16 protein-coding genes and 3 pseudogenes are annotated in these 24730 nt (G+C 68.4%); 13 read left to right on the top strand and 6 right to left on the bottom strand.

Features of this window, described 5'->3' with window-relative positions:
* A pseudogene (cydC, locus tag G205_RS10615) lies at nucleotides 1–1683 on the top strand (thiol reductant ABC exporter subunit CydC); the annotation flags it as partial.
* Here cydC and G205_RS10620 read toward each other — a convergent pair.
* Nucleotides 1680–2198, bottom strand: a complete 519-nt coding sequence (locus G205_RS10620) for a DinB family protein (protein WP_009357953.1) — start codon at nucleotides 2196–2198, stop codon at nucleotides 1680–1682. The pseudogene cydC and the gene G205_RS10620 sit on opposite strands and share 4 nt — an antisense overlap.
* 9 nt (nucleotides 2199–2207) lie before the next feature.
* Entirely contained in the window at nucleotides 2208–4715 is a 2508-nt protein-coding gene (locus G205_RS10625; protein WP_009357954.1) for a DNA gyrase/topoisomerase IV subunit A, read from the bottom strand.
* 91 nt (nucleotides 4716–4806) lie between these two features.
* Here G205_RS10625 and G205_RS10630 point away from each other — a divergent pair, with 91 nt between their 5' ends.
* The 5 genes from G205_RS10630 to G205_RS10650 all read left to right on the top strand — a co-directional run bounded on the left by G205_RS10630 (nucleotide 4807) and on the right by G205_RS10650 (nucleotide 12031).
* The gene (locus tag G205_RS10630; protein WP_009357955.1) at nucleotides 4807–7491 is read left to right on the top strand and encodes a bifunctional acetate--CoA ligase family protein/GNAT family N-acetyltransferase; all 2685 of its coding nucleotides are present in this window, start codon (nucleotides 4807–4809) and stop codon (nucleotides 7489–7491) included.
* Nucleotides 7492–7553: 62 nt separating this feature from the next.
* Nucleotides 7554–8297, top strand: coding sequence for a DUF5998 family protein (locus G205_RS10635; RefSeq protein WP_009357956.1), 744 nt, complete (start codon nucleotides 7554–7556; stop codon nucleotides 8295–8297).
* Nucleotides 8297–9520 carry an alkaline phosphatase family protein gene (locus tag G205_RS10640; RefSeq protein ID WP_009357957.1) on the top strand — a complete coding sequence of 408 codons (1224 nt, stop codon included), beginning with the start codon at nucleotides 8297–8299 and terminating at the stop codon, nucleotides 9518–9520. The genes G205_RS10635 and G205_RS10640 overlap by 1 nt, the downstream gene beginning before the upstream one ends.
* A complete protein-coding gene (locus G205_RS10645; RefSeq protein ID WP_009357958.1) occupies nucleotides 9513–10259 on the top strand; it encodes a thymidine kinase in 747 nt (248 codons plus the stop codon). Before G205_RS10640 ends, G205_RS10645 begins: the two co-directional genes overlap by 8 nt.
* A gap of 116 nt (nucleotides 10260–10375) precedes the next feature.
* Entirely contained in the window at nucleotides 10376–12031 is a 1656-nt protein-coding gene (locus tag G205_RS10650) for an HNH endonuclease signature motif containing protein (RefSeq protein WP_083875045.1), read from the top strand.
* A 26-nt stretch (nucleotides 12032–12057) separates the two neighbouring features.
* On the opposite strand, the gene sepH is transcribed toward G205_RS10650, so the two are convergent.
* Both sepH and G205_RS10660 read right to left on the bottom strand, forming a co-directional pair.
* Nucleotides 12058–13434 (bottom strand): septation protein SepH, encoded by a 1377-nt coding sequence (gene sepH, locus G205_RS10655; RefSeq protein ID WP_035752749.1) that lies wholly within the window; start codon nucleotides 13432–13434, stop codon nucleotides 12058–12060.
* Between the two features lie 177 nt (nucleotides 13435–13611).
* On the bottom strand, nucleotides 13612–14100 hold the full coding sequence (locus G205_RS10660) for a DUF3093 domain-containing protein (RefSeq protein WP_035752751.1): 489 nt from the start codon (nucleotides 14098–14100) through the stop codon (nucleotides 13612–13614).
* 165 nt (nucleotides 14101–14265) lie between these two features.
* On the opposite strand from G205_RS10660, the gene dut reads away from it, so the two are divergent.
* The 4 genes from dut to G205_RS10680 all read left to right on the top strand — a co-directional run bounded on the left by dut (nucleotide 14266) and on the right by G205_RS10680 (nucleotide 16747).
* Nucleotides 14266–14790 carry a dUTP diphosphatase gene (gene dut, locus G205_RS10665; protein WP_009357962.1) on the top strand — a complete coding sequence of 175 codons (525 nt, stop codon included), beginning with the start codon at nucleotides 14266–14268 and terminating at the stop codon, nucleotides 14788–14790.
* A gap of 100 nt (nucleotides 14791–14890) precedes the next feature.
* Nucleotides 14891–15604, top strand: a complete 714-nt coding sequence (locus tag G205_RS10670) for a DUF3710 domain-containing protein (RefSeq protein ID WP_009357963.1) — start codon at nucleotides 14891–14893, stop codon at nucleotides 15602–15604.
* Between the two features lie 4 nt (nucleotides 15605–15608).
* On the top strand, nucleotides 15609–15953 hold the full coding sequence (locus G205_RS10675; protein ID WP_133350966.1) for a single stranded DNA-binding domain-containing protein: 345 nt from the start codon (nucleotides 15609–15611) through the stop codon (nucleotides 15951–15953).
* A complete protein-coding gene (locus tag G205_RS10680) occupies nucleotides 15950–16747 on the top strand; it encodes a DUF3159 domain-containing protein (RefSeq protein ID WP_035752754.1) in 798 nt (265 codons plus the stop codon). The genes G205_RS10675 and G205_RS10680 overlap by 4 nt, the downstream gene beginning before the upstream one ends.
* A gap of 15 nt (nucleotides 16748–16762) precedes the next feature.
* On the opposite strand, the gene G205_RS10685 is transcribed toward G205_RS10680, so the two are convergent.
* Together G205_RS10685 and G205_RS10690 are read right to left on the bottom strand one after the other, a co-directional pair.
* Entirely contained in the window at nucleotides 16763–17524 is a 762-nt protein-coding gene (locus G205_RS10685; RefSeq protein ID WP_009357966.1) for a potassium channel family protein, read from the bottom strand.
* On the bottom strand, nucleotides 17521–18195 hold the full coding sequence (locus tag G205_RS10690; protein WP_009357967.1) for a potassium channel family protein: 675 nt from the start codon (nucleotides 18193–18195) through the stop codon (nucleotides 17521–17523). The genes G205_RS10685 and G205_RS10690 overlap by 4 nt, the downstream gene beginning before the upstream one ends.
* A gap of 119 nt (nucleotides 18196–18314) precedes the next feature.
* On the opposite strand from G205_RS10690, the pseudogene G205_RS10695 reads away from it, so the two are divergent.
* The 3 genes and pseudogenes from G205_RS10695 (at nucleotide 18315) to G205_RS10705 (ending at nucleotide 24668) form a co-directional block, all read left to right on the top strand.
* Nucleotides 18315–20289, top strand: a pseudogene (locus tag G205_RS10695) (APC family permease).
* The gene (locus G205_RS10700) at nucleotides 20286–21680 is read left to right on the top strand and encodes a class I SAM-dependent RNA methyltransferase (RefSeq protein ID WP_009357968.1); all 1395 of its coding nucleotides are present in this window, start codon (nucleotides 20286–20288) and stop codon (nucleotides 21678–21680) included. The pseudogene G205_RS10695 and the gene G205_RS10700 overlap by 4 nt, the downstream one beginning before the upstream one ends.
* A gap of 163 nt (nucleotides 21681–21843) precedes the next feature.
* Nucleotides 21844–24668: pseudogene (locus tag G205_RS10705) on the top strand (aconitate hydratase).
* Nucleotides 24669–24730 lie beyond the last annotated feature (62 nt).

Consider the following 24730-nt stretch of genomic DNA (forward strand, 5'->3'; position numbering starts at 1 on the left):
CCGTCCGGCTCCTGGCCGCGCTCCTGGCACCGGTGCAGGGCAAGTTCGCCGGCGCGGCCGCGGTGGGCACGCTGGCGGCGGTATTCGCCGTCGCCCTGTCCGGACTGTCCGGCTGGCTGATTATCCGGGCCAGCGAGCAGCCGCCCATCCTGTACCTGCTCTCCGCCATCGTGGGGGTCCGGTTCTTCGGCATCGGCCGGGCGGTTTTCCGCTACTGGGAGCGGCTGCTCCTGCACGACGCCGTGTTCGCGGCCCTCACCAGGCTCCGGGGCAGGCTCTGGGAATCGCTGAGCCGGCGGGCCCTGGCACTCCGCCGCCTGCTGCAGGGCGGCAACGTGCTGGGGACGGTGATTGACGACGTCGATACCGTCCGGGACCTGCTTCCCCGCGTGGTCCTGCCGCCGGCGACCGGCGTGGCGGTGTCAGTGCTTGCGCTGGCTGCCACCTGGCTGCTGTTGCCGTCCGCGCTGCCTGCCGTCATCGCTGCCGCCCTTGCCGGCCTGCTGCTCGCGCCGGCGGTTGCCTGTGGGGCGACCGGAAGTCGGCAACGGCTGAGCAGCTCCTGCGCTCCGGCGTGCTGCGCCGGATTTCCGCGGCGCTGGACGCCCGTGCGGAACTGCATGCCAACGGCGTGGCACCCCTGGTCCTTGAGGACCTGCAGCGCCAGGACCGCAACGCCACTGCCGCGTCCAGGCGTTCCGCCTGGGCGGACGGGCTGGGCCACGCCATCACGACGGCCGCCTGCGGCGCCGCTGCCCTCGCGGCCGCCTGGCTCGCCGCCCCGGCAGTGCTGGACGGCCGGATCGAGCCGGCCACTGCGGCGGTGGTGGTCCTGCTCCTCCTCGCGCTGGTGGAACCCTACGCAGCCATGACGACGGCGGTACGCCAGTTCCCGGCGCTGCGGACAGTCCTGGAGCGGGTGGCGGAGTCCGGCGCGCTGGCGGGGCCGGACCCGGCAGCGGACGGGTCCGACGGGCTGCACCCGGTGCCGGCCCGCGCCGGAAACCGCCCCGGCGTCGAACTGGACAACCTTGCCGCCGCGTGGCCGGGCGGCCCGCCGGTGTTCACCGGGCTCACTGCTGTTGCCGAACCGGGGCGCTGGCTTGCCGTGACGGGTTCCTCGGGGTCGGGGAAATCGACCTGCTCTCGGTCCTGCTGGGGTTCCTTCCCGCGGCGGAGGGCCAGGCGCGCGTGACGGGCCGGGCCGCCTGGTGCCCCCAGGAGGCACACCTCTTCGACTCGACCATCCGCGGCAACCTGCTGCTGGGACGCCCCGCTGACCGCGGCGGGGACGGCATGGAGGCGGAGATGGACGCCGTCATCGGGGCCGTGGGTTTGACCAGCCTCATGGAGCGCCTGCCCGACGGCCTGGACACCCGGATCGGCCCGGGCGGCGCGTTCCTCAGCGGGGGAGAGCGCCAGCGCCTTGCCGTGGCGCGGACCCTGATGACGGGGGCCGACGTGATCCTCCTGGACGAACCCACGGCACACCTCGACGCCGCATCGGCACGCCACATGCTGGCGGACCTGCGGGACGGGCTGCGCAGCCGCACGGTGGTGCTGGTGACGCACAACCCGGCGGACATCCAGCCGGAGGATGCCCGGCTCGTGCTTGCTGCCGCGGCCGGCGGCGAAGAAGCCCTGGTGGCCTCCCGGAGGGGAGCAAACGCAGGGAACGCTTAGCCGTCCACGTCGTGGAGGTGATGGATGACGTCGTGCAGGAAGTACCGCGCGAGCGTCAGGACGGTGAACTCGGAGCCGTTGCTGCGCAGCCCCTTCCTGCCCCACTCCGATTCCCGCACGCCGGCGAAGGACTCGGCCACCTGCTTGCCCTCGGCCGTGAGCTCGGCACTGACCACCGCCGGGTCCGCGTTGGCGTAGTCCTTCTCGATGGCGGTCCGGTCCTGGTCCCAGTTCTCGAACCGGGCGTCATCCGTTTCCAGCATCAGGTTCAGCCGCTGGTCGAACAGGCTGAAGACGTCCCGCACGTGGCAGGCGTACTCCAGAGCGGACCAGGTGTGGTCGTCCGGGCGCTCCGCCGCATCCGGCCGGCGGAGGACCGCCCGCCACCGCGGCAGCATGTTTTCAATGGTCCCGGGGACCGTTGACGGCGTGGCGGTGGAGGCGTCGAAGGAGCATTCCGGGCAGGGGCGGGTCAGGACCCAGGTCCAGTCCTTTTCATCAGGAACGATAGGCATGGCAGCAGTCTAGGCGGGATCCGCCCACGCCATCGCCGGACCCACCGCTTCCACCGGCTGGGACAGCGGCACGCCCGAGCCGTCCCGCCGGCCGTGCTCCTGCGGCAGGGACCTGGCCACACCTGCGGCGGAGGATGCCTTTGCCGGGCCATGGCCGGCCCACGCGAGCAGCAGCGTGTCCTCGCCCTTCAGGAAGCGGTGCGCGCGGACGCCGGCGGTGGCACGGCCCTTGACCGGGTATTCCGAGAAGGCCGTCACCTTGGCGGTGCCTGGGGCGGTGCCGGGCAGGGCGCCGTTGCTGCCGGCGATGGTGACCACGACGGCGGCTTCGTCCTTGGGCTGCACGGCGCCGAAGAAGATCACGCGGTCGTCCGCGCCCAGCTTGATGCCGGCCATGCCGCCGGCCGTACGGCCCTGGGGCCGGACGTTGGCTGCCGGGAATTTCAGCAGCTGGGCCTGGCTGGTGAGGAACACCAGTTCGGCATCGTCTGCCCCCGCGGGGGCCACGCCCACCACGTAGTCCTTGTCTTTCAGGGCGATGACTTCCCAGTCCTCGCGGTTCAGGGGGTAGTCGGGCTGGACGCGCTTCACCACGCCCTGGGCGGTGCCGATGGCGAGGACCTCGTCCAGGGGGACGAACGCCACCAGGGTTTCGCCCTTGACCAGGGTGAGGAAGTCCTTGGCCGGCACGCCGCCGGCGAGGTTGGGCAGTCCTGACATGGCCGGGAGGACGGGCATGTCCATCACCTGCAGGCGCAGCATCCGCCCCTGGGAGGTGAGGGCCGCGATCTCCCCGCGGGCCGACGTCTTCACGACGGAGGTGAAGACGTCATGCTTGTTCCGCGGCCCCGCCTCGGCCAGCGGCTCCTGGTTGGTGGTGCGGCCAATCTGGCCGGAGGCGGTGAGGATGGCCCAGCAGGGATCGTCGGCGATTTCCAGGGCCAGCGGTGCGGGCTTGCCCTTTTTGCCGTTGGCGCCGGCCAGTTCGGCGGCCACCGTGGGGGACACGGCCTCCGATTCCAGCAGCACCGTGCGGCGCGGGGTGCCGTGCTGTTCGGCAATTTGGCCCAGTTCGTCGGACACCACACCGCGCAGGAGTTCCTCGGAGCCCAGGATGGCCTCCAGTTCCTCGATCTCGCGGCGCAGTTCCTCCTGCTCCTTCTCCAGCTCGATCCGTGAGTACTTGGTGAGCTGGCGGAGCCGCAGCTCCAGGATGTAGTTCGCCTGGACCTCGGAGAGGTCGTAGATGGACATCAGGCGGGCGCGGGCGGCGGCTGCCTCGTCCGAGGACCGGATGATCTGGATGACCTCATCGATGTCCACGATGGCGATGAGGAGGCCCTCCACCAGGTGCAGGCGGTCCTTCTTCTTGCCCAGCCGGAACACGGTCCGGCGCCGGACCACGTCAATCCGGTGGTTCACGTACACCCGGAGCAGGTCCACCAGGCCGAGGGTCTGCGGCTGGCCGTCCACCAGGGTGACATTGTTGATGCCGAAGGAGTCCTCCATCGGCGAGTAGCGGTACAGCTGCTGCAGGACCGCGTTCGGGTTGAAGCCGTTCTTCAGCTCGATGACCAGGCGCAAACCGTGCTTGCGGTCGGTGAGGTCCACGATGTCGCTGATGCCGGTCAGCTTCTTGGCGTTGACGGCGTCCTTGATCTTCTCGATCACCTTCTCCGGGCCCACCATGTAGGGGAGCTCGGTGACCACCAGTCCGGTGCGGCGCGCGGAGAGCTGTTCCACCTCGACCTTGGCACGGGTCTTGAAGGAGCCGCGTCCGGTGGCGTAGGCGTCGCGGATGCCGTCGAGGCCGACAATCCGGCCGCCGCTGGGCAGGTCCGGCCCCGGCACGAAGCGCATGATGTCATCCAGTGTGGCGTCCGGGTGGGCGATCAGGTGCCGGGCGGCGGAGATGACCTCCACCAGGTTGTGCGGGGCCATGTTGGTGGCCATGCCGACGGCGATGCCGGTGGCGCCGTTGACCAGCAGGTTGGGGAACGCCGCCGGCAGCACATCCGGCTGGGTCAGCTGGTTGTCGTAGTTGGGGACGAAGTCCACCACGTCTTCGTCGAGGTGGTCGGTGAGCGTGAGGGCGGCGGCCGCAAGCCTGGCCTCCGTGTACCGCGGGGCTGCGGGGCCGTCGTCGAGCGAGCCGAAGTTGCCGTGCCCGTCGATCAGCGGCAGCCGGAGCGAGAAGTCCTGCGCCATGCGCACCATGGCGTCGTAGATGGCGGTGTCGCCGTGCGGGTGCAGCTTGCCCATCACCTCGCCCACCACGCGGGCGCTCTTGACGTGGCCGCGGTCCGGGCGCAGGCCCATGTCGCTCATCATGTAGAGGATGCGGCGCTGTACCGGCTTCAGCCCGTCGCGGGCGTCGGGGAGCGCGCGCGAGTAGATGACGGAATAGGCGTACTCCAGGAAGGAACCCTCCATTTCGGAGGTCACATCGATGTCAACGATGTTCTCCGTGTAGGGGGTGGTGTCCACGGGAGGGGCTGAACTTTGGCGGCGGGCCATGGGGTTGGTGAATCCTTCTGGGGGTTACTGAGCAATCGGTCTTTCGGGCGCGGGCGGCGGTGCTCCGGAAGTTTTTGGCTAGGCTAAGCCTATGGTGGATCAGCCCGGGGACGGCGAATATCCGGAACATTGGGAAGCCGATGTCGTCCTGCGTGACGGCGGAACAGCACACCTGCGCCCCATCCATCCCTCGGATGCCGATGCGGTCCAGGCGTTCCATATGCGCCAGTCCCAGGATTCAATTTACATGCGGTTCTTCGCTTTCAAGGCCCGGCTGTCCAGCAAGGAGCTCAAACGCTTCACGGAGGTGGACTACAAGGACCGGGTGGCGTTCGTCATCACCAGCCGCGGGGAAATCATCGGGATCGGCCGCTACGACCGGCTCGATGATCCAGCGGAGGCGGAGGTCGCGTTCAACATCGCCGACGCGCACCAGGGCAGGGGACTGGGCTCCATCCTGCTGGAACACCTCGCCGCCGCCGCGCACGAAAACGGGATCCGCCGGTTCACCGCCGAGGTGCTGCCGGAGAACCGCAAGATGCTGATGGTCTTCTCCGATGCCGGCTATGACGTCAAGCGGCATTTCGACGACGGGGTGGTCAGCCTCGAGTTCAACATCGACCCCACCGAGAAATCCCGGGCCGTCATGGAATCCCGCGAGCACCGCGCGGAGGCGAGGAGCGTGCGCGACCTGCTGACGCCGTCGTCCATTGCCGTCATCGGTGCCAGCCGCAAGTGGGGGACAGTGGGCTACCAGTTGCTCGAACACATCATCGAAGGCAAGTACCCGGGGCCGGTCTACGCCATCAACCCCGAGGCCTTCGAGCTGGCCGGCATGCTGTCCTACGGCAGCCTGTCCGAAGTGCCGGACCCGGTGCACCTGGCCGTCGTGGCAGTGCCCTACGAGGAAGTTCCGGGGGTAGTCGCCGACTGCGCTGCGGCCGGGGTGAAGGGCCTGGTGATTGCCTCGGCAGGCTTCGCGGACGACGGCGAACGCGGCCTCCAGCGGCAGCGGGACCTGGTGCGGCAGGCCCGGGCGAACGGGATGCGCGTCATCGGCCCGGCCTCGCTCGGCATCGTGAACACGCACCCGGACGTCTCCCTCAACGCGTCTATGGCGCCCACACTGGCCCTGCGCGGCAGCCTGGGCCTCTTCAGCCAGTCCGCCGCCATCGGGGTCTCGCTCTACGCCGCGTCCAGCCGGCGCCGGCTGGGCCTGTCCACGTTCCTCTCCGCGGGAAACAGGGCGGACGTCTCCGGCAACGACATGATGCAGTACTGGGAGGACGACGCCGACACCTCCGCCGTCGGCCTCTACCTGGAATCCATCGGCAACCCGCGCAAGTTCTCGCGGCTCGCCCGGCGGCTGGCCCGGACCAAACCGGTGATCGTGGCCAAATCGGACACCATGGGACTGCGGCTGCCCCCGGGGCACGCCGTACGCACCACTCAGGCGCCGGTGGGGGCGCTGGATGCCATGCTGCGCCAGTCCGGCGTCATCCGGGTGGAGACCATCGAGCAGCTGGTGGACGTGGCGCAGGTTGTGTCCGGCCAGCCGCTGCCGGCCGGTCCCGGCATCGCCATCTTCAGCAACTCGCAGGCCCTGGGCAAGGTGGTGGCGGACAGCGCCGCCGACCAGGGGCTCAGCGTCGCGCAGCTCGTGGCCGGGGTGGACCTGGACGCCGGTCGGTCCGTTGCCCTGCCTGCCCTGCGCTCGGAGCTGTTGAAGGCACTGGAATCTGAAGCCGTGCACGCGGCGGTGGCTGCACTCCTGCCCGCGCGGGGACTCACGGTGGACAGTATCGCCGAGGTGCTGGCCGAATGCTCGGCCACTGCCGGGAAACCCGTGGTCGCTGCGTTCACCGGCATACTGGACCCCTCCGTCTATGTCGAGGGCATGGTGGGGTCGCCTGACCACACCGTTCCGTGCTATTCGAACCCCGGCGCAGCGGTGGCCGCGCTCGCGGCCGTGGTGCGGTATGCAGAGTGGGTATCGCGGGACCACGGACATTTCGTCGAACCCGCAGGCTGCGACCCGCAGCAGGCACGCGCCGAGATCGAGGTCCTCCTGCGGGATGTCCGGGGCGAGCAGCTCAAGCAGCTGGACCCGGCGGCGGCGGCGTCCCTGCTGGGCCACTACGGCATCCGGCTGCTCCCGTCCGTGGGCTTCGATACCCCGGAGCAGGCCGTCGAAGCGGCTGACGCGCTGGGCTGGCCAGTCGCTTTGAAGACCACCGCCCCGGCGCTGCGGCACCGGCTCGACCTGGGCGGGGTACGGCTCGACATCCAGGACCCGGAGTCGCTTCGGCAGAACGTCCTCCAGATGCGGCGGGCGCTCGCCGCCTATGGCGACCCGGCGCTGGAGGTTCAATCCATGGCGCCCGTCGGCCAGGCGTGCACGTTCCGGGCCATCGAGGACCCGCTGCTGGGCCCGGTAATTTCGTTCGGCCTGGCCGGTGACGCCACCAGCCTGCTGGATGACTGGGCGCACCGGGTGCCGCCCCTGTCCGCCGCCGACGTGCACGACTTCATCCGCGCTCCACGGGCCGCCCGGAAGCTGTTCGCCTACCAGGGACTTCCGGCGGTGGACGTTGAAGCGCTGGAGGACCTGGCCGGCAGGCTTGCCTGGATGAAGGACAACCACCCGGAAATTGCCCTGGTGGAATTCAACCCGGTGCTGTGCGGCACGTCGGGCGCCACCATCCTCGCCGCGGACGTCCGGATCGGCAACGCCGCGCAGCGGACTGACAGCGCCCGGCGGGCCATGCTGGGCTGAACCGGCCCGTGCCGGACCGGCGCGGTTCGCAATGTGGATGGCCGATCTGTGAAAATGGGGTCATGAGCTCACAGCCTCCCGCGTCGGCGCCCGAAACGCCCGGCAATGACAACCAGGCCGTCCGCCACCACAGCTCACACAGCCACGGTGCCCAGGGCCAGAGCCTGGACGATGCCCTGCAGAAGGCCGGCTTCTACCCCCGCCTGGTGGCCGACGTCGTGGACGATGCCCTGGACGGCCGCGACTGCGTGGCCCACCTGGTGCACCTGGAAACCCACTTCGACCGTGCCGAGGTGCGCCGCCACATTACCGTCCTGGTGCTGACCTCGGACATGCTGGTGATCACGCATGTTGATGACCAGCAGCTGGACGACGCCGGCGAGCAGATCGTCGCCCAGATCTCCACCGAATCGGTACCCGTGGCGCAGATCCGTTCCGTGGTCCTCAGCTACATGTACTCCCAGCCGCAGAACTACAAGCCCTCCGATCCCGTCCGCGAACTCACGCTCTCCATCGCCTGGTCCGGCGGCCAGCGGCTGGACATGGGCCCTGCCAGCTGCGGCGATCCGCAGTGCGAAGCGGACCACGGCTACACCGGCACCATCGCCCAGGAGGACATCGTCCTGCGGATCAGTGCCGAGGCGGACGGCCTGCAGGCGGTCCAGGACGCCAAGCTTTTCGCCCGTGCCCTTCGCGCGGTGAACACCGGCTCCAGCGCCCCGGTACCCCACGTGCAGTCGCTCCCGCCACGCCCGCGCGCCGGTGTCTTCGGCACCCGGCTCAGCCGCGGCCACCAGCAGCGCTGATGCCCGAAGACCGGCACCAGGCTGTCAGCACCCCCCTTGCCCCCGCAGGCCAGGCGCAGGACCTGCCTCCCGCCCCTGCGTACGGCCGGCGCTCCGTCGCGGAAGTCCTCACCAGCGCCGCGGCGAGCATCGGCGTCGGGGGCTTCACGAACACGCTTGGCCTGCCCGACGCCCGGCGCGTCTGCGTGGTCCTGGCGGACGGCCTGGGGCGGAACCTGCTGAAACAGAAAACGGCGCACACCCCCTTCCTGCGGTCGGTGATCCAGGCCGGGCAGGGCGACGTTCCGGTGTGGCTCGATTCTGCCTTCCCCTCCACGACGGCAGCGGCATTGTCGAGCTTCGGGACGGGACTGCCGCCCGGCCAGCACGGCATGGTGGGATACGACGTGCTCGATCCGAAGCAGGACAAGGTGGTCAACCTGCTGGGGAACTGGGACCCGGGGGTGGACCCCGAGGCCTGGCAGCCGTTCCCCACGGTGTTGGAGCGCGCTGCCGCCGAGGTGGACGTCACCACCATCAGCCTGCCGCAGTTCGGTGACTCACCCATGACCCGCGCCGCCCTCCGTGGCGGCCAGTTCGTGTCCGGGACCACCTCCCACGCCCGCACTGCCGCGGCCGCCGAAGCCATGGCCGGCTCCGACCGGTCATTGATGTACTTCTACCTGAACGAACTGGACAAGGCAGGGCACCGCTACGGCTGCGGCTCCGAGCAGTGGGAGCACCAGATCGAGGAACTGGACGCGACCGTCAAGCGGCTGAGCGCCTCCCTGCCCGCCGGCACCACCATCCTCCTCACGGCCGACCACGGCATGCTGGACGTGCCCGAGCAGCACCGCATCGACTATTCCGCGGACCCCCAACTGGTGGACCGTGTCCGGCACACGGCGGGGGAACCGCGGATGGTGCACCTGTACCTCGAAGACGGCGCAGACCGGGACCGCCTGCTGGCAGCCTGGCGTGCCCGCTTCCGCGGCAGGATCTGGGCGTTCACCCGCGAGGACGCACTGTCCGCCGGCCTGTTCGGCCCGGTGCGTCCCGCCGTCGAAGGCAGGATCGGCGACGTCATGATCGCCGCCCGGGACAGCCTGGCCCTGTATGACACGCGGCGCAGCCGCCCCACGGCCATGGAGGTGGTGGGCCAGCACGGCTCGCTGACCAAGGCCGAACGCGAGGTGCCGCTGCTGTGCTTCACCGCCAGCGGCAAGGGCGCGCGCCGTGGCTGAACTCGTCTTTTTCTCCGGCACCATGGACTGCGGCAAGTCCACCCTGGCCCTGCAGATGGACCACAACCACCGCGCCCGCGGGCGGGGCGGGGTCCGGTTCAGCCGCAACGACCGCGCCGGGAAATCCCGCATCTCCAGCCGCCTCGGCCTCCAGACGGATGCGGTGGAGGTCGGGGACGGAACCGACTTCTGGGAGGAAGTCATGCGCCGGCGCACCCAGGGCCAGCGGGTGGACTACCTGATTTGCGACGAAGCGCAGTTCTACTCACCGGAGCAGGTGGAACAGCTCGCCAAGGTGGTCGACGAGATCGACGTCGACGTCTTCGCCTTCGGCATCACGGCCGATTTCCGCACCCGCCTGTTTCCCGGTTCCCAGCGGCTCATCGAACTGGCCGACCGGGTGCAGGTGCTCCAGGTCGAGGCCTTGTGCTGGTGTGGCCGGCGCGCCACGCACAACGCCAGGACGGTCGACGGCGTCATGGTCACCGAGGGTGCCCAGGTGGTGGTGGGCGACGTTGATATGGCCATGGATCCGGCAGCCACTGTGGAGAGCGGGCATGTCCCGGTGGTGGGTTATGAGACCCTGTGCCGGCGGCACTTTATGCGGCGCGTGACAGCCCACGGGGCGAACCTGATGGCGGAACAGGACCAGTTGCTGCCCTTCGAAGTGGATGCCTGCCTCTGGCACGGAACCGGTGGAACGGGCGCTGCGGGGGCTCCGGGCGGGACCGCGATCTAGCCTTCCCGGTTGACGCCACCGCGGGCTGCATCACCCCGCCACTATTTTCCAGATTCATTTTCCCCGCTCGCCCTGAAGGGGCCTGTTTTGTCAGACCCCCTTGGCATGCTGGATTCATGGACGGCACAGCGACGCAGGGCAATGGCAGGGACGCGATTCTCGCTGCCGTTGCGTCGGTGGCCGGGTTTGTCGATGAGCTCGCCGTTGTAGTTGCGGGCCGTTCTGCCGCCGATTCCGCTCATTCCACGGCCGCGGGCAGTTCTGCTGCCCGTTCAGATGACAGTGGTTCCGATGAGGGTGATCCGTTGCGGACGTTCGCGGATGCCTGCCTGGGCGGGTTGGCGTTGATTTCCAAAATAGAGGCATCTACCGCGGCCGCGAAAGCGCGGCTGGTCGCAGGGCATGTGGAGGCCGCCGCTGTGCTGGGGGACCCGGATCCGAGCCCGCTGTGGGCTAAGGGGCAGGAGATGGCCGTGGTGGCCGAGGTTGCCTGCGTCCTGACCATCGGTGAACGGGCCGCGAGTGCCTTGGTTGGTGCCTCGCACGCGCTGACCAGTTCGCTGCCCGCCGCGCTGGATGCCCTGCAGGCCGGGTCGGTGTCGTGGCAGAACGCCCAGGTCATCGTCGACGAGACCACAGGGCTCGACCCAGCTGCCACCGCCAGGCTGGAAGCGCATTTCCTTGGGCTGGACGACACTCCTGACGCCCCCGTTGCCGGCTCTGTGGTTGCCGGTGGTCTGGCGGGGGAGTTGCCGCCGGCGAGGCTGCGGCGGAAGGTCCGGTCCTGGCGGGAACGCCACCACCCCGAATCTATTGAAATCCGCCACGCCCGGGGTGTGGCCCAACGGCGGATGGAGTACACCCCGGACCGGGACGGCATGGGGTGGATCTCGCTCTGCCTGCCCGCGCACCAGGCTAACGCCGCGTGGAACCGTACCCGGGCACTGGCCCGGGGGCTGCAGGGCCCGGACGAGCCCCGCACCCTGGCCCAGCTGATGGCCGATATCGGGGCCGCGGCGCTCCTGGGCGCAGGGAGCGGTGTGGCGCCGGGTGTGGCCCCAAGTGCCGGGGCCGCGGCGCTCCTGGGCGCAGGGAGCGGTGTGGCGCCGGGTGTGACCCCAGGTGCCGGGGCCGCGGGCGGTCTGGCGGAAGTCCCTGCCCCGGGGGCGCAGGTGCTCGTCACAGTACCGGTCTTCTCCCTGCTTGGCCTCACGGATGAACCTGCCGTGCTGGATGGCCATGGTCCGGTCCCGGCGTCGATGGCCCGGCAACTCGTCGCCGAAGGTGCGGCGTCGTTCTACCGGGTACTGGTGGACCCGCGGGACGGGGCGCCGCTGGAGATCGGCCGCAAGAACTACCGGATCCCGGCAGCAATGCGGCGGTGGCTCCGGTTGCGGGACGGGAAGTGCCCGTTCCCGGGGTGCAGCAACGCCGCGCTCGATAACGAGGCAGACCATCTGCTCGCCTGGCACCACGGCGGGACCACCGGGATCAGGAACCTGGGGCAGCTCTGCCCGAAACATCACCGGATGAAACACGCCAGCGGCTGGGAACCCACCCCCGCCAGCAAGGACCGGCCTCCGGGTTGGATCTCTCCGTCGGGCCGCACCTATAGCAGCGAATCCCAGGACTGGGAACCACCACACCTGCCACGAGGACTTCCGGGCGGGCGGGTCCTGCCTGGGGAAGAGCGCTCAGAAGGTCAGTTGCCAGCAGGGATGCCTGTGGGATGGAGTTACCTCGAACACGTGCTGGTGGAGAGCCTGTCCTAGCATCAGAGCCAGTCCCAGTGTGGCCTTTAGTCGCCGCGGGTGCCGAAGACGATCTCGTCCCAGGAGGGCACACTGGACCGTTTCGGCCGGGACGGCTGGCGTTCAGGTGCCTCCGTCTCGGGCAGCTGGCCTGTTGCAGGCGTGCTGTCGTCGTGCCGGGAAACCCGCCGGCGGGGAGCTCCGCCCAGCAGTTCGTTCAGGCCAACGTTCGACGATGCAGCGGCTCCGCTCGTTGCTGAAGATTCCGCATCTTCGCCGGTTTGGTCAGAGCCGGAAGACGTGCCCGGCGTGCTGCCCGAGGGACGCGTGGGGGACGCGACGATGGTGATTTCGCGCGTGTCGGTGCTGACACCGTCGTGCAGGCGCAGGGCCTCCTCCACCGGATCGCGGTGCGGCGGGATGAGGCTGAGCCTGGACATCATCGAGGGGCGGGCGTCGCGCCGGCGGATAAAGGAATCCCCCTTGGCGGCGGGCGCGTCATCCTTGTCGTCCTGCGGTCCGTTCTCCTGCTCCTCCGGTTCCGGGATGACCTCCGACGGGCGGGGGTGGGCAGCCGGAACGCCATGGGTCAACAGGAGTGCAAGGGCGTCGTCGGAATCCTCGTCCACGCCCAGGCGCTGTCCGCGGCGGGAGCGGAGCATGTCCAGCAGCCCGTCAGGGTCCTTGCCAGACCCCTGGGCAGGGCCGGCCTGGTTGCCGGGGCCGGGACGGGAGGTGTCCGCGTCGGCCTCAAAGTCGAAGGGCCTGTCCGAGACGGCCGAGAGCCGCCGCGCTGGGACGGGACCGTCCAGCGGTTCCAGTTCGCTTAGCTGCTGCGCCCACCGGTTGGTGTTCTGCAGGGATTTGCGGACCGGGTTGAACGTCCACAACGCCGGAGGCTCCTCGCCGATGCCGGCTGCGCCGCCGGTTAGGGGTTCGAAGCTGGCGGAGACAGTCCAGGTGCCGTCCTGCCGGCGCCAGGAGTCCCACTCCACTGTTGAAGGATCGATGCCGTGCGCGGACAGCCGGTGGGCGACCATGTCGTCCAGGGTGGCCGGGTTGTCACCGAACGCCGCCCGGTAGACGTCGTGCCCGGGGGAGGGGGTGGCAACTTCCACCTTGCGGGCCTGCTGCGCCACGTACTCGCGCTCCGCCAGGACCGGCCCCTCATAGCGCTCCACTTTGGCAAGCGGCAGCCCGGACAGTTCCGCAACATCGGCGGCCGTGGCACCGGCACGGATCCGGGCCTGGATATCCCGGGGAGACATGGGAATGGCGGGCCGGTCCGCGGGCCGCTTTGCCGCTGACCTGCTTGCCGTCCTCAGGGCTTCATCGATCGGCAGCTGGAACATCTCGCCGCCGGCTCCGCTCAACAGGAGGTGCGTCCCGTCGTCGTGCACGCCCACAAGCCGTAGATCCTGCATCCAAATCCTCCACCCTGGCATTACTATCAATCGAAACTCTGCCACCCGGTGTACGTGTTTTGCCTCAAGGGGCCGGGCGTGCCGCGATTTTCCGCTATATCAGGAGAACCAGGACCGCAACCGTGGACCAAGGGTCGGCGGCAAGGGACTCGGACGCGGTTGCCGCCGGAGCGGGGCCTACCTGCGGGTCAGGGCTGCCGTGAGCTCGGCGGGGTGCCGTGTGGAGGTAAGCCAGTAAGGCGTGTTGTCCGCGGGGTCGGTGATGCCGATCTTCACTACGGGATCGATCCAGCCCCGGATGCAAAGGTAGGCGAGGCCGTTGAGCCGCGTCCCGCGCTCCGCCGTGGCTTCTTCACCGCGGAATTCCTGGACGTCACCCACGAACTTGCGCTCGATTGTCGCACGGCCCACCGTCAGCGTGTCCCCGGTCACCAGGATGGTGGGAGTGGACACCACCAGCAGCACGGCGATGATGACGAAGAGAACCGCCGCCGCCGTAAAACCGGCAGCCGCGCTGATGGGGGCAAACACCAGGATTCCGGCGCCCGAAACACCCGCAGCAATGATCCAGATCCACAGGTTCGGCCAAAGCTTTTCCTTGTAGGTCACCGACGCTCCCATGGAAGAAGAATTGGGCATGGGCGCAGGGGAGCTTGATTCGGGCATACGCCAAGCTTTCCACCTTTGCCCTGCTATTTCATCTTGGCGCCCGGCATCCGGGGGTGCCGCTGGAACGGAGACCAAAGCTGCCCCTGCCCGTGCGTCGGTCGGGGCCGTGATGAGGTGCTGGCAGTAGGTCCGGTGCGGGCGTGCGGGTTAGAGTGAGTGACTGTGACTGATCATCCCGCCACACTCGACACTGCCCCCCACGAAGCACCCGCAGCCCTGGCCGCGGACAACCCGGCACCCACCCTCCAGGTCCAGCTGAAGATGCTGGACCCCGGCCTGGAGGCACCGTCCTACGCGCACCCGGGCGACGCCGGTGCAGACCTTCGGGCGCGGGAAGATGTGGTCCTGCAGCCGGGTGAGCGCAAGCTCGTTCCCACCGGCGTGGCCATCTCGCTTCCCTATGGCTATGTGGCCCTGATCCATCCGCGCTCCGGCCTGGCCACCAAGCACGGCCTCACCATCGTCAACGCCCCCGGTACGGTGGACGCGGGCTACCGCGGCGAAATTTCCGTCACCCTGCTCAACACCGACGCAAGCCAGCCCATCGAACTGCGGCGCGGCGATAGAATTGCGCAGATGGTCATCCAGCGCGTAGAGCACGCGCAGTTCGTCCCCGTCGCAGAATTGAGCGAATCCGTGCGCGGCACCGGAGGGTTCGGGTCAACCGGCGGATTCACCCTTCCCTAACGCCGGTTTCGTGCCGGCGCAGACGCCGGCGGCCGGCACAAGCACGACGGCGGGGCCTCCCCAGGCCGGACCGGAACTTCACAACAAAGGAGACACCCTGATGGTCTTTGGGCTCGGCAGGAAAGCCAAGAAGGAACAGGCGGCCGAACCGGACGAACCGCTGACGCTCGCGGAGCCCGCGGACGTGGAAGCGGGCAGCACCGGACGCCGCGCCAACGGCCCCTTCGATGCATCCGAAATCAGCAGCCGCGACGGCTATGTTGACCTCGGTGCGCTCCTGATCACGCCCAGCGAGGGCCTCCAGCTGCGACTGGAAGTTGAAGAGGCCACACAGCGCGTGGTGGCTGTGACCATGGACCTCAACGGTTCGAGCCTTCAGCTGCAGGCGTTCGCTGCACCCAAGACTGAAGAGCTGTGGGATGAGATCCGCGGCCAGATCGGCCAGTCCGTTGGCGCCCAGGGCGGCCAGGTCGAGGAAGTGGAGGGCGAGTTCGGGACCGAACTCGTTGCCAAGCTTCCCGCCGGCCTGCCCGACGGCAGCCAGGGCTACCGTGTGGCCCGCTTTATCGGCGTCGACGGTCCCCGCTGGTTCCTCCGCGGCGTCCTGGGCGGCGCTGCAGCACTGGACCGCGACGCGGCCGGACCACTCGAAGCACTGTTCAAGAAGGTAGTGGTCATCCGGGGTGACAGCCCCATGCCGCCCCGTGACCTTCTCCAGCTGCGCCTGCCGAAGGACGCCACCGCCACGCCCCCGCCGGCTGCTCCCGGGCTGCAGGAACCGGAGCGTGGCCCCGAAATCACCCAGATTGGCTGATTCCTTGCCGGACGGAGCAGCGCGGGACGGTGGCCGCACCACCCCCCTCAGCCAGTTGCCCGTCAAAGGCCGGGTGCTCTGCCAGGGACGGATTGAGTCCATCACCTACGTCCCCGCGGACCGGACCGCCGCGTTCAGCGCGATTGTCTCCGAGTCCGAGCCCGGCCGGCGGGGACCCGCGGCGGTCCGGCATCCCCGGCTCCGGGTGGTGTGGCTCGGCCGCCGGCGGGTGCCCGGGATCGAAGCCGGCACCGAGCTCCGCCTCGAGGGAATGCTCTCCCAAAGCCAGGGCCTGCCCACCATGTTCAACCCCCGCTACGAGATATTGTCCCGTCAGGAGAACGAATGACTTCGCCCCAGCCCGAACCGTCCTCCGGAGGATCCCGTCCCGGGAGCAACAGCCCGGAGCAGGAGCCGGGGACAGCGCAGGAGCCGGGGACAGCGCAGGATTCTTCGCCCGTGGCCGGCCTCGCGGCCGAATACGCGGCCAAGGCGGGACTGCACAGGACGCATGACGGCAGGGTGGATGTCCTGCGCAGCGCCGGTGGTGTCCAGGGCATCGCCGAAAGCATCATGCCGGGCCTGGTGTTCCTGGTTGCCTTCACCATCACGCAGGACCTCCCGCCGTCGCTGGTTGCCGCACTGGGCACCGCTGCCGTGTTCACGGTGGTCCGCCTTATCCAGCGCCGGCCCCTGACCCAGGCACTCGCCGGCGTTGTCGGCGTCGGAATTTCCGCGTGGCTGGCCAACACCACCGGGAAGGCCGAGGACTTCTACCTTCCGGGGTTCTTCACCAACGCGGCCTACATCATCGCGATGGTGATCTCCATCCTGGTCAAATGGCCGGTGGCAGGGCTGCTGTTCGGGTTCATCCGCAATGAAGGCCTCGACTGGCGGAAGGACCCGGACCGGCTCAAGGCCTACCGGCTGGGGACCTGGATCATCGTGGGAGTCCTGGCGCTCCGGCTTCTCGTCCAGGTGCCGCTGTACCTGATGGGCCCGGACGGCCTTGCCGCACTGGCAACCACCCGTCTGCTGATGGGCGCCCCGCTGTACATCCTGGGCGTCTGGGTGGCCTGGCTGGTAACCCGTCCTGCGCCGGCCAAGGACCTGACGGACGGGGAACCGGCGCCGAAAGCCTGACGGCGCCGGGGTCCGTCAGCCGTCGAAACCGTCGTCCTCAAGGGGCTGCTGTTCCGTGCGGCCTGCCGGCACTCCTTCTTCCTGCTGCTCTTCCTCGTCAGAATCGGCCGCCTCCGCCGCCTCCGGTGACAGCAGTGCCCGCAGTTCATCCTCGGCGGCAATGGTCGTCACGAAGAACAGCTCATCACCCCCGTCAATGACGTCGTCGCGGCTGGGCGTAATGGGGGCGTGGTCGCGCAGGATCGCCACCAGGGTGGAATCCTCCGGCCAGGAGATCTGCCCCACCGTCTGGCCAATCACATGCGAATCGTGCGGGACGGTGAACTCGACCAGGGACGACACGCCGGTTTGAAGGGTCAGGAGCCGGACCAGGTCGCCGATCTCCACGGCTTCTTCCACCAGCGCCGTCATGAGCTGCGGCGTGTTGACGGCCACGTCCACGCCCCAGGAATCATTGAACATCCAGTCGTTCTTCGGGTTGTTCACCCGTCCCACGGTGCGGCCGACGCCGAACTCGGTCTTGGCCAGCAGGGACACCACAAGGTTGACTTTGTCGTCACCGGTGGCGGAAACCACCACGTCCGCCTCTTCCACCTTGGCGCCCTGCAGCGTGCTCAGTTCGCAGGCATCACCCACCAGCCAGTGTGCGCCTCGCAGTCCGCTGCGGCCGATCACTTCCGGCTTCAGGTCGATCAGCAGGATCTCATGCTTGTGGGCCAGCAGTTCCCTGGCGATGGATGACCCGACGCTTCCCGCGCCGACAATAACGACTTTCACTGCATCTCCTTGGCGGGGGCTTTGGCCAGGACCTGGGCAACGTGCGCGCTGCGGTCCACCTGCATCATGGCGTGCACCGTGTCGCCGTCCTGGTAGGCGGTTCCGGCGTCGGGGAGCATGCCCTCGCCGAAGCGCGTGAGGTAGGCCACCCGGACGTCCGCCGCCTTTTCGATGCTGCTGATCCGGTGTCCGATCCAGCCGGCGTCGAGGTCCAGTTCAGCCAGGACCAGGCGTCCGGAAGGCTCACGGAAATCACCCGCCAGGTGCTGCTCCGGGAGGATGCGCCGCAGGACCTGGTCCGCGCTCCAGCGCACCGCGGCCACGGTGGGGATCCCCAGCCGCTGGTAGATTTCCGCCCGGCCGGGATCGTAGATCCGGGCCACCACGTGCGGGACATGGAACGTCTCGCGGGCCACGCGGGTCGCGAGGATATTCGAGTTGTCCCCGCTGGACACGGCGGCGAATGCGTAGGCCTCGGCCACGCCGGCCTGCTTAAGGGTGTCACGGTCAAAGCCGACGCCGGTGACCTTGCGGCCGGTGAACCCCTGGCGCAGCCGGCGGAAGGCGCGGTCGTCCTGGTCGATGATGGCCACGGAATGCCCGGCGTCCTCCAGCGTATGAGCCAGCGTCGCCCCCACCCGGCCACATCCCATGATCACGAAATGCGCCACCGTATCTCCTCTGTAATCCTGTGCAGGTTGTGCAGCTAGAACTCTACCGCCAGCATCCGGCGTTGCCGCTGTCAAGGGACCGTCATGACATCACCCGGGAATCAGACTAGCTTTGTGGGGTGCTGACAATACTGAACGCCGTCAAACGCGTGCTGGTGGGCAGGCCGTTCCGCAACGACCGGATGGCCCACACCCTGCTTCCCAAAAAGATTGCACTGCCGGTTTTCGCTTCGGACGCCCTGTCCTCCGTGGCCTATGCGCCGGACGAGATCCTGCTGACGCTCGCCCTGGCCGGCGTCAGCGCCGTGGCGTTCTCACCCTGGGTGGGGCTCGCCGTGATGGTGGTGCTCCTGACCGTGGTTGCTTCCTACCGGCAAAACGTCCACGCCTACCCCTCCGGCGGCGGGGACTACGAAATCGCCGGCGACAACCTTGGAAAGTACGCGGGCCTGACCGTCGCCTCCGCCCTGCTGGTGGACTACGTGCTGACCGTTGCCGTGTCCATCTCGTCAGCCGCCACGTACCTCACCACGGCCGTTCCGTCACTCCACGGGCAGCAGGCAGCCATCGCGGCGACCGGCGTCGTGATCCTCGCCCTGGTCAACCTCCGCGGCATCAAGGAGGCAGGCAGCGTCTTCGCCATTCCCACGTATATCTTCATGGCGTCAATCCTCGGCATGACGGCGGTGGGCATCTTCCAGGCGGCCACCGGGCAGCTGGGGGAGGCGCCGTCCGCTGATTTCACCATCGTTCCCGCCCCTGGCTTCGACGAGGGGCTGGTGGGGCTCGCCGGTGCCTTCCTGCTGCTTCGGGCCTTCTCCTCGGGTGCCGCCGCGCTCACGGGTGTGGAGGCCATCAGCAACGGCGTACCCAACTTCCGCCCGCCGAAGAGCAAGAACGCGGCCACCACGCTCCTGCTCCTGGGCGTCATCAGCGCCACCATGCTGGCAGGCATCATGTACCTCGCCCAGGCCACCAGGGTCCACATCGTCCTGGACCCTGCCACCGAGTTCCTGGTGAACGGCAATCCGCTGCCCGAGGGCTACATCCAGAACCCCGCCATCAGCCAGATCGCCCAGACCATCTTCGGCCCCGGTCCATCCCGTTCTACATCGTGGTGGCCGCCACCGGCATCATCCTGGTCTTCGCAGCCAACACCGCCTTCAACGGCTTTCCGGTCCTGGGTTCCATCCTGGCCCAGGACGGCTACCTGCCCCGCCAGCTCCGGACCCGCGGCGACCGGCTCGCCTTCAGCAATGGCGTCCTGGCCCTCGCGGCCGGTGCGCTGGTGCTGATCCTGGCGTTCAACGCGGACGTCACCAAGCTCATCCAGCTCTACATCGTGGGCGTCTTCATCTCGTTCACGGCCAGCCAGCTGGGGATGATCCGGCACTGGGGCCGGGAGCTCAAGCTGGCGAAGGACAAGATGGTGCGGCGGCGCATGGTGAAGTCGCGCACCATCAACAGCATCGGTTTCGGCATGACGGCGCTGGTCTTGGTGATCGTGCTGGTCACCAAATTCGAGCAGGGCGCGTGGATCGCGCTGCTGGCCATGTTCGTCCTCTTCCTCGTGATGTGGAGCATCCGCGCGCACTACGACAACGTGGCCAAGGAACTGGCGGTGGACGAGGACGCGTCCCCGCGCGCCCTGCCCACCGGGTGCACGCAGTCCTCCTGGTCTCGCACGTGCGCAAGCCCGTCCTGCGCGCCCTGGCCTACGCCCGGGCGTCACGGCCCTCACGCCTGGACGCGATCACCGTGGACATCGACGCGGAAGAAACCGCGCAGACCGTCGCGGACTGGGAAAAACTTGAGATCCCTGTGCCGCTGACCGTGCTGGCCAGTCCCTACCGCGAAACCGTCAACCCGATCATGGACTACGTCAAGCAGATGCGGCTGGACTCCCCGCGCGACCTTATCGTGGTGTATATCCCCGAATATGTCGTGGGCAAGTGGTGGGAGCAGCTGGTGCACAACCAGACCGCACTGCGCATCAAGACCCGGCTGCACTTCGAACCCGGGGTCATGGTGGCCAGTGTTCCCTGGCAGCTCAAATCATCCGAAGAAGCCAAGAACCTCCAGGACGTCCAATGACCGCCAGAACCTCCACCACCCCCGCCGCCACGCCGGAGGCGGGCGGACACAGCGGCGAGGAAGCCGTCCTCGACGTCGGACCGGTCGCCCATGGCGGGCACTGCGTGGCCCGCCACGAGGGACGGGTCATCTTCGTCCGGCACGCCATCCCCGGCGAAAAAGTCCGGGTGCGCCTGACGGACGCCGAGGACAACGCCAAGTTCTGGCGGGCCGACGTCATTGAAGTGCTGGAAGCCTCGCCTGACCGCGTGGAGCACTTCTGGCGCCCCGCAGATTCAGGCCGCGCCTGGCAGCAGGGCCGCCCACCCGTCGGCGGGGCCGAGTTCGGGCACATCGCGCTCCCGCGGCAGCGCAGCCTCAAGGCCGACGTGCTGGCCGAGCAGCTGCGGCGGCTGGCCGGCGTCGAACTCTCCCCGGCAGTTGAGCCAGTGGGAGCCGGCACAGGCGATGGGGGAGCAGCGCCCGACGGCGGCACGGGCCTCGGGTGGCGGACGCGCGCCAGCTTCTCGGTCACCCCCGGCGGCAAGCTCGGGATGCATGCGCACCGGTCCGGGCACATCGTCCCGGTACGCGAGATGCCGCTGGCCACCGACGCGATCAATGCCCTGCAGCTCTGGAACCTGGACCTGCAGGGGATCGAACGGGTGGAGGTGGCCGCGCCGGCCAACGGGTCACGGCCACTGGTGCTTCTCGCCCCCGCGCCCGGGACAAAGGCGAAGCGGCTGGCCGCCGTGGCAGCGCAGCTGCCCGGGGATGTGTCCGTCGCATCCTTCGATCCCGTCACGGAGGACGTCACACAGCTCCGCGGCCGGACCTGGGTGCAGGAATCGGCTGCCGGCCACGACTACCGCGTCACGGGCGCAGGGTTCTGGCAGATCCACCGCGACGCGCCCGACACACTTGTGGGAGCTGTCACAGATTTCCTGCATGGCGGCGGGTTCCTGCACGCCGGTGCCGTGGTGGCTGACCTCTACGCCGGGGCCGGCCTGTTCACCGCCGTGCTGGCCGACGCCGTGGGGGAGACGGGGTCCGTCCTCTCCGTGGAGGGTGCCCCCGGAACAAGCCGGGACGCCCGCAAGAACCTGCACGCCGCCCCGCAGGTGGAGATCATCCAGGGCCGCGTGGAGCGGGTATTGCGCCAGAAACCGCGGGACTTTGACGCCCTCATCCTGGACCCGCCCCGGGCCGGTGCGGGCAAGGCAGTGGTGGGACAGCTCGTTGCGGCGCACCCGCGCGCCATTGCCTATGTGTCCTGTGATCCGGCGTCGTTCGCCCGTGACGTGGGTTACTTCCGCCAGTCCGGCTGGGACCTGGCCGGCCTGCGGGCGTTCGACCTCTACCCCCACACCCACCACCTTGAAACAGTGGCGCTGCTTGCTCCCCGCCCGTGATGCCGCCGCGGTTATCGACTACGATGGCCGTAGTAGTCCCACGTCGCGCCCGTATTCACGGCCGGCCGTGTGCAATTTCGGGCCCGAAAGTAATTAGGGCGTCCTAACTAGCAGGCGGTCAACCGCGCGACAAAGATGAAACTGTTGCGAGAGGAGTCCTGCGATGAGCACTGTGGACAGCTTCGGTTCAAAAGGCAAACTTAATGTAGCCGGAACCGAGTATGAAATTTTCCGGTTGAACTCCGTTGAAGGTGCAGAAAACCTTCCGTTCAGCCTCAAGGTATTGCTTGAAAACCTGCTGAGGACCGAGGACGGCGCGAATATCACTGCCGATCACGTCCGCGCCTTGGCCGGCTGGGACCCGAATGCCCAGCCTGATACAGAAATCCAGTTCACGCCTGCACGCGTGATCATGCAGGACTTCACCGGCGTTCCCTGCGTGGTTGACCTGGCGACGATGCGCGAAGCGGTCAAGGAACTGGGCGGCGACCCCAAGCGGGTCAACCCGCTGGCACCGGCCGAAATGGTCATCGACCACTCGGTCCAGATCGACGCCTTCGGCAACTCCGGCGCGCTGGAGCGCAACATGGAGATCGAATACCAGCGCAACGGGGAGCGTTACCAGTTCCTGCGCTGGGGCCAGACCGCGTTCGACGACTTCAAGGTTGTCCCGCCGGGAACCGGCATCGTGCACCAGGTCAACATCGAATACCTGGCCCGCACCGTCATGACCCGCGAAGTCGATGGCGCCCTCCGCGCCTACCCCGACACCTGCGTCGGCACCGACTCGCACACCACCATGGTCAACGGCCTGGGCGTGCTCGGCTGGGGCGTCGGCGGCATTGAAGCCGAGGCAGCCATGCTCGGCCAGCCCGTCTCCATGCTGATCCCGCGCGTCGTCGGCTTCAAGCTGAGCGGCAGCATCCCCGCCGGTGCCACCGCCACCGACGTGGTGCTCACCATCACCGAAATGCTGCGCAAGCACGGCGTTGTGGGCAAGTTCGTCGAGTTCTATGGCGAGGGCGTCGCCGCTGTGCCGCTGGCCAACCGCGCCACCATCGGCAACATGAGCCCGGAATTCGGTTCCACCGCCGCCATGTTCCCGATCGACGACGTCACCCTCGACTACCTGCGCCTCACCGGCCGGTCCGAGCAGAACGTTGCCCTCGTCGAGGCCTACTCCAAGGAGCAGGGCCTCTGGCACGACCCGTCCCGCGACATCAAGTTCTCCGAGTACCTGGAACTGGACCTCTCCACCGTTGTTCCGTCCATCGCAGGCCCCAAGCGCCCGCAGGACCGCATCGAGCTCACCGAGGCCAAGGACGAGTTCCGCCACGACCTCAAGAACTACGTCTCCCACGACGCCGATGCCGGCACCCTGGACGAGTCCCTTGAGGAAAGCTTTCCGGCCTCGGACGCCCCGTCCTTCACCACCGGCGGAACCCACGTTTCGGACACCGACCGCGAACCGCCGAAGTACTCGGCAGCACACGGCGGCGCCGGACGCATCTCCAGCCCGGTGCCGGTCAAGATGGCCGACGGTCGCGAGTTCGAGCTGGACCACGGCGCTGTGACCATCGCCTCCATCACGTCCTGCACCAACACCTCCAACCCGTCGGTCATGCTCGCCGCCGCCGTGCTGGCACGCAACGCCGTCGAAAAGGGCCTGACCGCCAAGCCGTGGGTCAAGACTTCGGTCGCCCCGGGCTCGAAGGTTGTCACCGACTACTACGAGAAGTCCGGCCTGACCCCCTACCTGGAGAAGCTCGGCTTCTACATCGTGGGCTACGGCTGCGCCACCTGCATCGGCAACTCCGGTCCGCTGGAAGCCGAAATCTCCGAGGCCGTCCAGGCCAACGACCTCGCCGTCGCGGCAGTGCTCTCGGGCAACCGCAACTTCGAAGGCCGCATCAACCCGGACGTCAAGATGAACTACCTGGCCTCCCCGCCGCTGGTCATCGCCTACGCCCTGGCCGGTTCCATGGACTTCGACTTCGAAACCGATGCGCTGGGCAAGGACACCGACGGCAACGACGTCTTCCTGAAGGACATCTGGCCCAACCCGGTTGAGGTCCAGCAGGTCATCGACTCCTCGATCGACAAGGAAATGTTCGCCAAGGGCTACGAAGGCGTCTTCGACGGCGACGACCGCTGGAAGGCACTGGACACCCCGGCCGGCGACACCTTCGCCTGGGATCCGAACTCCACCTACGTCCGGAAGCCCCCGTACTTCGAGGGCATGCAGGCGCAGCCGGAGCCGGTCAAGGACATCACGGCGCCCGCGTCCTGCTGAAGCTGGGCGACTCGGTCACCACCGACCACATCTCCCCGGCCGGTTCCTTCAAGTCCGACACCCCCGCCGGCCAGTACCTGCTGGCCAACGGCGTGGAGCGCAAGGACTTCAACTCCTACGGTTCCCGCCGCGGCAACCACGAGGTCATGATCCGCGGAACGTTCGCGAACATCCGCATCAAGAACCAGATCCTGGACGGCGTCGAAGGTGGCTACACCCGCGACTTCACCCAGGAAGGCGGCCCGCAGGCGTTCGTCTACGACGCAGCGCAGAACTACCAGGCAGCCGGCACCCCGCTGGTGGTCCTGGCCGGCAAGGAGTACGGTTCCGGCTCCTCCCGTGACTGGGCAGCAAAGGGCACCGCCCTGCTGGGCGTCAAGGCCGTCATCGCCGAGAGCTACGAGCGCATCCACCGCTCCAACCTCATCGGCATGGGCGTCCTGCCCCTGCAGTTCCCGGCCGGCGAGTCCGCGGCGTCGCTGGGCCTGACGGGCACGGAGACGTTCTCCGTTGAGGGCGTCACCGCCCTGAACGAAGGCACCACCCCCAAGACCCTCAAGGTCACGGCAACCGCCGAAGACGGTTCCGCCACCTCGTTCGACGCCGTCCTGCGCATCGACACCCCGGGTGAAGCGGATTACTACCGCAACGGCGGCATCCTGCAGTACGTGCTGCGCCAGATTTCCGCGAACTAGCGGGAACTGCCCAGCAGGCAGCATCTCCGAAGCCCCGGCCGGCCACCGACCTGCCGGGGCTT

This window comes from Arthrobacter nitrophenolicus (assembly GCF_000332815.1).
GTDB classification, from domain to species: Bacteria; Actinomycetota; Actinomycetes; order Actinomycetales; family Micrococcaceae; genus Arthrobacter; species Arthrobacter nitrophenolicus.